The 9,669-nt window shown below is 39.2% G+C and carries 8 protein-coding genes, 14 tRNA genes and 1 rRNA gene; 2 read left to right on the forward strand and 21 right to left on the reverse strand.

The annotated features are described in order from the left end of the window. The first annotated feature begins 134 nt into the window (after positions 1–134). Together LFLEISCH_RS08240 and LFLEISCH_RS08245 are read left to right on the forward strand one after the other, a co-directional pair. Complete coding sequence (locus tag LFLEISCH_RS08240; RefSeq protein WP_007475398.1) at positions 135–911, forward strand: ABC transporter ATP-binding protein; 777 nt, start codon at positions 135–137, stop codon at positions 909–911. After that, positions 901–2,694 carry an ABC transporter permease gene (locus LFLEISCH_RS08245; protein ID WP_007475399.1) on the forward strand — a complete coding sequence of 598 codons (1,794 nt, stop codon included), beginning with the start codon at positions 901–903 and terminating at the stop codon, positions 2,692–2,694. The genes LFLEISCH_RS08240 and LFLEISCH_RS08245 overlap by 11 nt, the downstream gene beginning before the upstream one ends. 54 nt (positions 2,695–2,748) lie before the next feature. Here the strand turns inward: LFLEISCH_RS08245 and LFLEISCH_RS08250 are convergent, their stop codons facing one another. The 21 genes from LFLEISCH_RS08250 to rrf form a co-directional block, all read right to left on the reverse strand. Then, on the reverse strand, positions 2,749–3,153 hold the full coding sequence (locus LFLEISCH_RS08250; RefSeq protein WP_007475400.1) for a VOC family protein: 405 nt from the start codon (positions 3,151–3,153) through the stop codon (positions 2,749–2,751). 38 nt (positions 3,154–3,191) lie between these two features. Continuing rightward, a complete protein-coding gene (locus LFLEISCH_RS08255; RefSeq protein WP_007475403.1) occupies positions 3,192–4,763 on the reverse strand; it encodes an amidohydrolase in 1,572 nt (523 codons plus the stop codon). Further along, complete coding sequence (locus LFLEISCH_RS08260; RefSeq protein WP_223196460.1) at positions 4,750–5,985, reverse strand: MDR family MFS transporter; 1,236 nt, start codon at positions 5,983–5,985, stop codon at positions 4,750–4,752. Before LFLEISCH_RS08260 ends, LFLEISCH_RS08255 begins: the two co-directional genes overlap by 14 nt. Before the next feature lie 108 nt (positions 5,986–6,093). Then, entirely contained in the window at positions 6,094–6,573 is a 480-nt protein-coding gene (locus LFLEISCH_RS08265) for a GNAT family N-acetyltransferase (protein WP_007475407.1), read from the reverse strand. A 180-nt stretch (positions 6,574–6,753) separates the two neighbouring features. Continuing rightward, positions 6,754–7,107, reverse strand: coding sequence for a MarR family transcriptional regulator (locus LFLEISCH_RS14680; protein ID WP_206538447.1), 354 nt, complete (start codon positions 7,105–7,107; stop codon positions 6,754–6,756). Then, positions 7,077–7,616, reverse strand: a complete 540-nt coding sequence (locus tag LFLEISCH_RS08275) for a cyclic nucleotide-binding domain-containing protein (protein WP_007475410.1) — start codon at positions 7,614–7,616, stop codon at positions 7,077–7,079. Before LFLEISCH_RS08275 ends, LFLEISCH_RS14680 begins: the two co-directional genes overlap by 31 nt. Positions 7,617–8,201: 585 nt before the next feature. Next, positions 8,202–8,285 (reverse strand) — tRNA-Leu (locus tag LFLEISCH_RS08280). 50 nt (positions 8,286–8,335) lie between these two features. Then, positions 8,336–8,409 (reverse strand) — tRNA-Cys (locus LFLEISCH_RS08285). A gap of 15 nt (positions 8,410–8,424) precedes the next feature. Then, a tRNA-Gly gene (locus LFLEISCH_RS08290) sits at positions 8,425–8,496 on the reverse strand. A gap of 7 nt (positions 8,497–8,503) precedes the next feature. Beyond that, positions 8,504–8,575 (reverse strand) — tRNA-Gln (locus LFLEISCH_RS08295). An 18-nt stretch (positions 8,576–8,593) separates the two neighbouring features. Continuing rightward, a tRNA-His gene (locus LFLEISCH_RS08300) sits at positions 8,594–8,666 on the reverse strand. A gap of 25 nt (positions 8,667–8,691) precedes the next feature. After that, positions 8,692–8,765, reverse strand: a tRNA-Trp gene (locus tag LFLEISCH_RS08305). Between the two features lie 10 nt (positions 8,766–8,775). After that, a tRNA-Tyr gene (locus tag LFLEISCH_RS08310) sits at positions 8,776–8,859 on the reverse strand. A 14-nt stretch (positions 8,860–8,873) separates the two neighbouring features. After that, positions 8,874–8,946: transfer RNA gene (locus LFLEISCH_RS08315), tRNA-Phe, on the reverse strand. A gap of 5 nt (positions 8,947–8,951) precedes the next feature. Then, a tRNA-Asp gene (locus LFLEISCH_RS08320) sits at positions 8,952–9,024 on the reverse strand. A gap of 4 nt (positions 9,025–9,028) precedes the next feature. Further along, positions 9,029–9,102 (reverse strand) — tRNA-Met (locus tag LFLEISCH_RS08325). A gap of 9 nt (positions 9,103–9,111) precedes the next feature. Next, positions 9,112–9,187, reverse strand: a tRNA-Val gene (locus LFLEISCH_RS08330). 46 nt (positions 9,188–9,233) lie between these two features. Then, positions 9,234–9,305 (reverse strand) — tRNA-Glu (locus LFLEISCH_RS08335). A gap of 25 nt (positions 9,306–9,330) precedes the next feature. Beyond that, positions 9,331–9,418, reverse strand: a tRNA-Ser gene (locus LFLEISCH_RS08340). A 16-nt stretch (positions 9,419–9,434) separates the two neighbouring features. Further along, positions 9,435–9,510: transfer RNA gene (locus tag LFLEISCH_RS08345), tRNA-Asn, on the reverse strand. A gap of 11 nt (positions 9,511–9,521) precedes the next feature. Beyond that, positions 9,522–9,637, reverse strand: a 5S ribosomal RNA gene (gene rrf / locus LFLEISCH_RS08350). Positions 9,638–9,669: the final 32 nt, after the last annotated feature.

Genomic DNA, 9,669 nt, shown 5'->3' on the forward strand with positions numbered 1-9,669 from the left:
TTTTCACAAACTTTATTTGTCCAAAATGACAAAATTGTAAGTAAGAAAAACTCTTTTTGTCACCTGATTCGAATGTTTAAAAGCCATCCTTCCGTTATGATACATATATAGATAAGCCATTAGGAGGAATTAACATGACAAATAACGTCGTACACGTTGAACATATCGAAAAAATTTACGGTAAAAAAAATCAAAATCAATCCATCGCTTTAAAGGACATTTCTTTCTCGATGAAAAAAGGCGAATTTGTAGGAATAATGGGACCCTCTGGTTCAGGTAAAACTACCCTTTTAAATGTCCTTTCAACGCTTGACCGCCCTACAAACGGAAAAGTTGAAATTGCCGGCACAGATATTACACAGATGAAAAACGATCAGCTTTCTGATTTCCGCGCACAGTCACTCGGTTTTATTTTCCAAGATTTTAACTTACTTGAAAATCTAACGCTTTATGAAAATATTGCATTGCCCCTTTCCCTTCAAGACGTTAAGTCAGCTAAAATCCGTGAGCGCGTACAAATTGTTGCCAGACAACTTGGCATCTCTGATATTTTACACAAATATCCTGCTGAGGTTTCAGGTGGTCAGAAACAACGGACAGCCGCTGCCCGCGCACTAGTTCACGAACCGGCTATTTTACTCGGTGATGAACCTACTGGGGCGCTGGATTCGAAAAATGCGCTTAGCTTGCTTGAAACAATGACAGAGTTAAATAAAGAACAAGAAGTTTCTATTTTAATGGTGACACATGATCCGCAAAGTGCGAGCTTCTGCGAACGAATCCTGTTTATTCAAGATGGGGTTTTATACAAAGAATTGAAGCGCGAAAATAGTCGTAGCGATTTTTATAAAGATATTTTAGATGTTCTCGCTACTTTTGGGCAAAATCGAGGTGTGGAAGATGATATTTAAACTTGCGTTATCAAGTATGCGAAGTCGTCTAAAAGACTATATTGTTCTTTTACTCGGTTTAGTTATGTCCATTTCCATTTTTTATATGTTTGAAACCCTTGCATTAAATAAAGCTTTCATACAAGAAAATGCGATGATAAATGCAGTCGGTTTTGTTTTCCAAGCCGGATCTATCTTGCTTGCCATTATCACTATCGCATATGTGCTTTATGCTAATTCATTTCTTTTTTCTTTACGTCAAAAAGAATTTGGTATGTATATGACACTTGGCGCGAAAAAGCGCAAAATTTCTCTTATCATGTTTATCGAGACCATGTTTATCGGCCTTATCTCTTTAGTTATTGGAATACTGCTTGGAACAGGGCTTGCTTCCGTTATTGGCAAAGCGCTCATGAATCAACTTGAGTTTCATTCCAACACATATGCGCCGTTTTATCTCCCATCACTCATCATCACTTTCGTTTTCTTTGCGATTTTATTTATTTTATCTGCATTCACAAATATTCTTCAAATTTCTAAAGTAACAGTTCTAAGTCTCGTTCATGGCGATGCCAAAGCTGAAAAAGTGATTATTCGTAAAAAAGCCGTTGTAGTAAAAGCGATTCTTTCGATTATTTTACTTGTTGTTGGTTATTACTGTATGATTCGTATTGAAACGACCCAATATATCGGTATTATCGTTGCACTATTTACCATTACTTTTGGAACCTATTTGTTTTTTGCCACATTTCTTCCGTTACTGATTCAAAAACGCCGCGAAAAACAAATTTTAAAAAGCAAACGACTAAATTCATTTACTTATGCACAACTTAATTTTAGAATTAGCCAATTAACACGCGTTTTAGCTACCGTCGCCATGCTTATCGCGCTTGGGATGGGGGCCATTGCAGTTGGCTTTGCCTTTCAAAATAACGGACCACTTTTAGCTGACCGAATGGATCCTTATGATATCAAAATCGTTGACCCAACAGTAAAAGAAAAGCAAGAAACACAAAATATGACGTTTAAAGAAGAAATGACCTATCACTATAAACAAAAAAACAATACTTTTTATTTTAATATGGAAGAATTAAATCAAAACCCTATTTTGGCCCAAACCTACTCGAAAGACGGGAAGGGGCAAACTAAACGCCTGAAGGCATTTACAAATGAAAACCGCAGTGAATGGGACACCGCCATTTATTCCGCTTTTCCTCCGTCTGAAGCAGAACGTAACTTTCAATTTGTGTCCGCCGCTGACTTTTCAAAAGTGGACGGTAAATCTGGCACGGTTTATTTTGGAAAAACGACTGATTTTGTAACGCATCTTGAACAACTCAAAAAAATTGATGCGCTTCAACATGACCGCTACGGCGACCACATGGCTGGAAGCAAATATAGTGCGTATAAAATGTATAGTTCTTTTGCAAGCGGCACCGTTTTTATGGGCTTCTTCCTTGGATTCGCCTTCTTGACAATGATGGCCAGCTGTCTCATGTTTAAAATTTTAACTGGCGCAACGCAAGATATTCGTCGTTACGCGATGCTTCAAAAAATTGGCGTACGCGAGCGTCTTTTAAAGCAATCCATTTATAAAGAAATGTTTCTCATTTTCTTATTCCCATGCATTATTGGCTTCATTCATGTCGCATTAGGAATGAAAATGTTCGGTTTCTTATTAATTAACCCGTACTATCATTTTTATGTCCCTATACTTCTTTTCTTAGGCATTTATTGTATTTATTATTTTATTACTGTCACTTTATACAAAGGGATTGTATTAAAAAAAGAAACATTAAAATAAGAAAAAGACTTACAGGCTTGCCGTGGCAAGTCTGTAAGTCTCTTTTTTTACTATCTATTTTTCGCAAACAAGTTGCCAAGTCACACCAAAGCGGTCGGTCACCCATGTTACTTTACTATAAATACCCATCGCTTCAGGCCCCATCATTACATGGCCACCTTCTTTAAAAGCTTCAAATAAACGATCGAATTCCGCTTCATTTTTGGTTTCAACAAAAATTGAGGTGGCCCATGAAAAGTCCACTGCATATTTCTTTTCCATATCAAGTGCGGCAAATTTTTGATTTCCTAGTTCAAAAACCATAGTATAGATTTTGCCCACTTCACCCGGCTCGCCCTCTTCAAAATACCGCGTCGAAATGATTTTTCCTTCATCAAACAAATCAACATAAAACTTAACGGCCTCTTCCGCTTGCCCACTAAATGTTAAAAACGTACTTATTTGATTTTGATCTAACATCTCCATCAATCCTTTCGTTTTATAACTATGGCCCTATTTTAATACACTTTTTCTCCACTTACAAATGTTTGGGTGACTTTAATGTCGCGCAAATCGCTGTTTGGGACTTCAAACGGGTTGGTTGCCACTACTGTAAGGTCAGCATCGTATCCTGGCGCAATTTTCCCACGAGAAAAAGGTTTGTAACTCGCTTTTGCACTTCCAGTTGTGTAGAGCGAAATCGCCTCATATGTGGTTAGTGCCTCGTTTTCAAAATACGCTTTTCCGTTTAAATCATGGTTTGTCGTGCGCGTTACCGCCGCATGAATCCCGTAGAAGGGGTTCGGGATTTCGATTGGGGCGTCACTCCCAAAAGCAAGCGTCAAATTATTTTTCAGTAGCGTTTTCCAAGCAAACGCACGTTTTGGATAGTTTTCTCCAAGCACATCAAGCGCCCATGGTAAATCGCTTGCCATAAACTGAGGTTGAATATCAAATAACAGCGGCATATCTTTTGCTTCCTCGATAAGTTCATCGGTTAGCCAAGGCGTATGAATCATACGGTCATGCAGCCCGCTTTTAGGCGGATATTTTTTGAGCACTGAAATAACACTACTAAATGCAGCATCGCCTAGAATATGAATGGCAACAGGCAAATCCAATTTGCGCGCTTCTTTTACGATAGCGATAAATTCCTCATCTGAATGAATTTTCAGGCCGTGGTAATCCGGGCTATCCGCATACCCCATCGACATATAAGCGGTGCGTGAGCCCACTGTGCCATCGAAAAAAATTTTAACGGCATCAAGTTCAACAAATTCATTTCCGTCCATAAAACGCTCTTTCTCTTGTTTAAAAACACCTAGTTCGGCATGGTGAATTAAAAGTTGCGCTCGAAATGGCATTTTAGCAGTAATCGTTTGTCGAAATACATCTAACGTCCCTTTAAAACCATTAAAATAGTGTAAGTCTTCTGAATGCGCACCAGTAATCCCTTTTTTAAAAAGGTCTTGAATGGCCAGTGTAAGCCAGTGGCTCATTTCTTTACTCGTCGGTGCTTTAAACGCTTGAATGGCTAAATCGGTGGCATTATCTTTTAAAATGCCGGTCAATTCGCCATTTTCATCTACATCGATTTCACCGCCTCCTGAAAAACTAGCGTCTTTTGTCAAAGAAATCGCGTTTAAAAAAGCGTGGTTAATCGATACGCTATGATAATCAATGCGTCTGACTAGGACGGGGACGGTCTCGCTTACTTGATCTAAATCATTCGCGGTTAATAAGGTATTATCATCTGTCCATTTATTTTCATCATAACCTTCAACAAAAAGCCATTCGCCCTCTGTGAGCGTTTCTTTCCGCTCTATCATCAGCTCTATAGCCTCTTGTTTCGTTTTGGTTTCGTTTAAGTTGAGGCGGTCAAGCGCTTGCCCGTACCAAAGTAAATGAATATGTGAATCAACAAATCCCGGAAATACCGTATCGCCGTTTAGATCCAGCCGAGTAGCTGTAGGATAGTCAGCTGGATTAACATTTACTGCTTGAATTTTGCCGCCATTAAGTAAGACATTATCTACATAATCGCCTTCTTTTTTCATCGTATAAAAACGAGCATTCTCAAGCAATTTCATGATAATTTTCCTCCCTTACTTTATTTTTAATCTTCGTCTCCGTTACCTTTTGAAGCGTAATCGTTAGAATAGCAAGCAGCAATAACATAAATATCCCTACAAATAATGCTGTTATTCCGCCAAATTGAGTGACAACGAGCGCACCTAAAAATGGGGCAAGCATTCTTGCAGCTGTCGCCGTTCCGTTAACTAAACCTTGATATAAGCCCGCATAACCATTTGGTGCAAGTCGATACGCAATGGTCGGAATAGCCGGCCAAGCAAACATCTCCCCTAGTGTGAGAAAAATCATTCCAAGTACAAAACCACTGTAAACTGTTGCTTGCATAGCAAAAACAAAAGAAAGGATAAATAAAACGATGCCGATATAAATTTGAAGTAATAGATGCTGTTTAAAACGATGAATAAGCGGAATTAAAATAAACTGTCCTAACACAATAAGTAAACCGTTAATACTCCAAAGCTTGCCATATTCGGCTGCCGTTACACCCATATCACTTGTCATATAGGTTGATAAATTAGATTGCCACTGAACATGTGGTAGCTGGCAAAATAAATAAGTTAGAAGTAAAAGTGAGAAGGAGATGAGCCCATACCAGGTTGCTTTCTCGCGTTTTAAACCTGGTTTATGATGCTTCGTCTCAGCACTCAAATTTTCGGACCGCCAATCAATTTTTCTAAAAAAGATGAAAAAGAAAGCGGCATACATCAGCGCAAAAATAAAAGCGCCTAGATAAACATTTCCCATCCCTTTTTCTGCCAAAAAGCCTGCTAAAAAAGGACCAATAGCAACGCCCACATTTTGAGCCACATAAATCGCGTTAAAGCCTGTGCGCCCGCCGCTTGGATGCGTTAGGCCGGCAGCGGCATAAAGCCCAGCAAAAACCATTCCCATGGCAACCGCCACTATCCATAAATTCCAAATAAAATAAGGATAGCTATGAAAAGTCATCAACAAAAAAGTTCCAATAACTAAAATAACAGTCCCAATCATTAGCGAAATATACCCTGATAATCGGTCAAAAATGAGTCCACCTATAACGCTCGCTACCATGCTGATAAAAGAATTAACGAGTAAAACAAGCGACGCATCTGTACTTGACATCCCAAGCTCTGTTGTCATATAAACCATATTAAAAGGCCAAATAAAAGATAGTCCCGTATACAAAAGGACCATTCCCATAATCACAATCCATAAATCGCGAGGTAACCATTTCCTCAACAAACTCGCTCCCTTTCCAAAATAAATCACAAACATTAGTATAGCCCACATTCCCTCTTTTGTAAAAAAGAAAAAAACAGTGAGCTAGAACGAGCCACTGCATTCTTCCTACAACATTTTGCGATAAAATTTTGAATCGACTGCCATAATATCAAAATCATGAGGTAAATCATTTTTTGAAATTTCGTCATAGCCATTTTTTTCATAGAAACGATGGGCGGCCTTAAATTTGTCCGTTGTCCCTAAATAAATAGCTTTCTTTCCATTTTGACTACAAAACGCTTCCAGTCTATCTAACAATTTTTGCCCCGTTTGATATTCTTTTCCGCGATAATTTCCATCTGTAAACAACTTTCGAATCGCAGCATTTTCCCCGTCTAAAAACCAAGTTCCAATAGTTCCAATGACTTTTTCATCCTCTACCGCAATAAAAAAACCACCTTTTTCGTTAGCATAAAACGTTTCGATTTCTTTTAAATCAGGTTGTTCGTCAATCGTTATTGGAATCCCAAATTCATCACGCTGAACTTTTAAAATTAAATGAATAATCGCCTCACGGTACCGTTCCGTATATTTTTCAATTCTCAATTTACATCCTCCTTCGAAAATAATTTTTCAATCGTTTGCATAGCCGCAACTAATTCCGAAAACTCCTCTAAAGACAAATTTTTGGTCATTTCAAGTAGGGCACTATCCGCAGTAGCAACAAGTTTTTCAATTTCTTCTTTTCCTTTTTTGGTAATAAAAAGAGCAAAATGGCGCTTATCATCAGAAAGCTGTTTTTTTTTCTATCACCCCCGCCAAATCAAACTTTTTAATTATACGACTCATATAACCACGATCAATACCAAGTTTATCCCCTATTTCAGATGCCGTTTTGCCATTCTCAAAATCAATTTCTTGTAATACTCTCACTTCCGTTAACGGATACGGATCATGATAAATTTTTTGGTCAAGCCTTCCTAATATACTTGAATAAAAACGGTTAAATCGCCTGATGCTTCCCATTTCCCTCATAATAACGCCTCCAATTTTCAAAGTATAAAACAAATAGTTGATTTTGTCAACTATATTACAGAAGCATTGATTAATTACGTTTTTAACGCTTCTTCTTTCTGCCATTCTTCACTCTGTAAAAGTACCCAATTGCGTTTTCTGAGCTCAATTCGCTCTTTTTCTACCAAATCATTTTTCATTTTAACAAAATATTCCCGACTGACATTGCTGTACCTAGCAAGTTCAGACTGGCTACAAGGAACTGGAATATAAATATCTTGATCATTCTTAATGCCAATATCCATGCCAATTTGATAAAGTAGTGATTGAATTCGCTCTTTTCCAGATAATCGATAGCGCCGAAGAGCTTGAATTAATCGTTCTGTAGTATCATACATCATTTCTTCCGTATATTTCTCACTTTCCACCTCTAACAAAAAACACTTTCCCCGTGAAAAATATTGAAACCAACTATTCCCCTTATCCATTTGAAAAATACTCCCTTGTTTTAAAAACTGAATAAACGTCCCATTCGATTCTTGAATTAGATAACCTTCCACAATTAAAAATACGCCTTGCCCCATTATTTGCTGACTTCCAGAAAAAGATAATACGTCCTTTTTTAATATTTTCATTGTTATCACCTCCAAAATTTCTTTTTTACGCTCTATAAGTAAAAAAGTTAGCTGTTTGGCATACAGCTAACTTCCAATGGGATTGTGGCGACTAAAAATTATTTAAGATTCGTATAGGTGCCTGGTGAGCAGATACAATCTATTTTAGAAGTCACAATGTGATACCTTTATAGTAACATAAAATACTTCCTCAAAATTTGTCTATTTGTACATTTTTGACCCGAAAATGTGACCATTTTTTTACAATTTTATTTTTACTCCTTAATGCCATAGAAACTCTTTTCATCTAAAATCCTATTTTTTTTAAATTATATATATAAAATCAACGAAAAAAAAGTGTCTAGAACAGGGTTTAACAGCAATCGAATATTCGATAGAGATAGTGAATATTTTCATCTAAAACTCTTACTTCTAAACTTCTGTAAATTTTAGTGTATCCATCAAACGCTTCCATTTTGAGCAATTTTATTTTTAAGAGATATCCTCATCTAAACTTGTATCTCACTAATTAGTGACTTTTTTACTTCTTACTTAGTAGAAAAAAAGAAAAACCCAGCACTATAAAAAGAGCTGAGGTTTCTATGATACCGGCGGCCGGGGTCGAACCGGCACGACCTTGCGGTCACTGGATTTTGAGTCCAGCGCGTCTGCCAATTCCGCCACGCCGGCATAATTTTATTTAGTAAACTTATTATAAAATTAAAAATAGAAAAAAGCAATGGAGGCGCCAACCGGATTTGAACCGGTGATAAAGGTTTTGCAGACCTCTGCCTTACCACTTGGCTATGGCGCCTTAAAAAAAGAAAAAAGCGGAAGACGGGGTTCGAACCCGCGACCCCCACCTTGGCAAGGTGATGTTCTACCACTGAACTACTTCCGCAAATAAACTGGGCTAGCTGGATTCGAACCAGCGCATGACGGAATCAAAATCCGTTGCCTTACCGCTTGGCTATAGCCCATCAATAAAATAATAAAAGGGCGGATGATGGGAATCGAACCCACGAATGTCGGAACCACAATCCGATGCGTTAACCACTTCGCCACACCCGCCATAATTCAATTATATAGTCTCTTATGGCAGGGGCAGTAGGAATCGAACCCACACTGGAGGTTTTGGAGACCTCTGTTCTACCGTTAAACTATGCCCCTAAAATAAAAATGGTGGAGGGGAGTGGATTCGAACCACCGAACCCGAAGGAGCGGATTTACAGTCCGCCGCGTTTAGCCACTTCGCTACCCCTCCGTATTAAGATAAAGTGGCTTGGGACAGAATCGAACTGCCGACACCTTGAGCTTCAATCAAGTGCTCTACCAACTGAGCTACCAAGCCAAAAGCGGTCCCGACGGGATTTGAACCCGCGATCTCCTGCGTGACAGGCAGGCATGTTAACCCCTACACCACGGAACCACGATTGCGGGGACAGGATTTGAACCTGCGACCTTCGGGTTATGAGCCCGACGAGCTACCAGACTGCTCCACCCCGCGATAATAATATGGTGGAGGTTAACGGGATCGAACCGCTGACCCTCTGCTTGTAAGGCAGATGCTCTCCCAGCTGAGCTAAACCTCCATAAATAACATTTTAACTTAAAAACAAATTTTTGTCTAAATAAAAGTGACCCGTACGGGATTCGAACCCGTGTTACCGCCGTGAAAGGGCGGTGTCTTAACCGCTTGACCAACGGGCCAATGTAATATGTAAATACTTGGAAACGGAGAGCAAGGGATTCGAACCCTTGAGACGGTTATCCCGCCTACACGGTTTCCAACCGTGCTCCTTCGGCCTCTCGGACAGCTCTCCAAGATTTTAAATTAAATGGCTCCACAGGCAGGACTCGAACCTGCGACCGATCGGTTAACAGCCGATTGCTCTACCAACTGAGCTACTGTGGAATAATACAATTGCCCGGCAGCGACCTACTCTCACAGGGGGAAGCCCCCAACTACCATCGGCGCAGAGAAGCTTAACTACCGTGTTCGGGATGGGAACGGGTGTGACCTTCTCGCCATAGCTACCAGACAAAAGAATGAAAGAACGATGTTCTCTCTAAA

Source organism: Listeria fleischmannii subsp. fleischmannii LU2006-1 (assembly GCF_000344175.1).
GTDB classification, from domain to species: domain Bacteria; phylum Bacillota; class Bacilli; order Lactobacillales; family Listeriaceae; genus Listeria; species Listeria fleischmannii.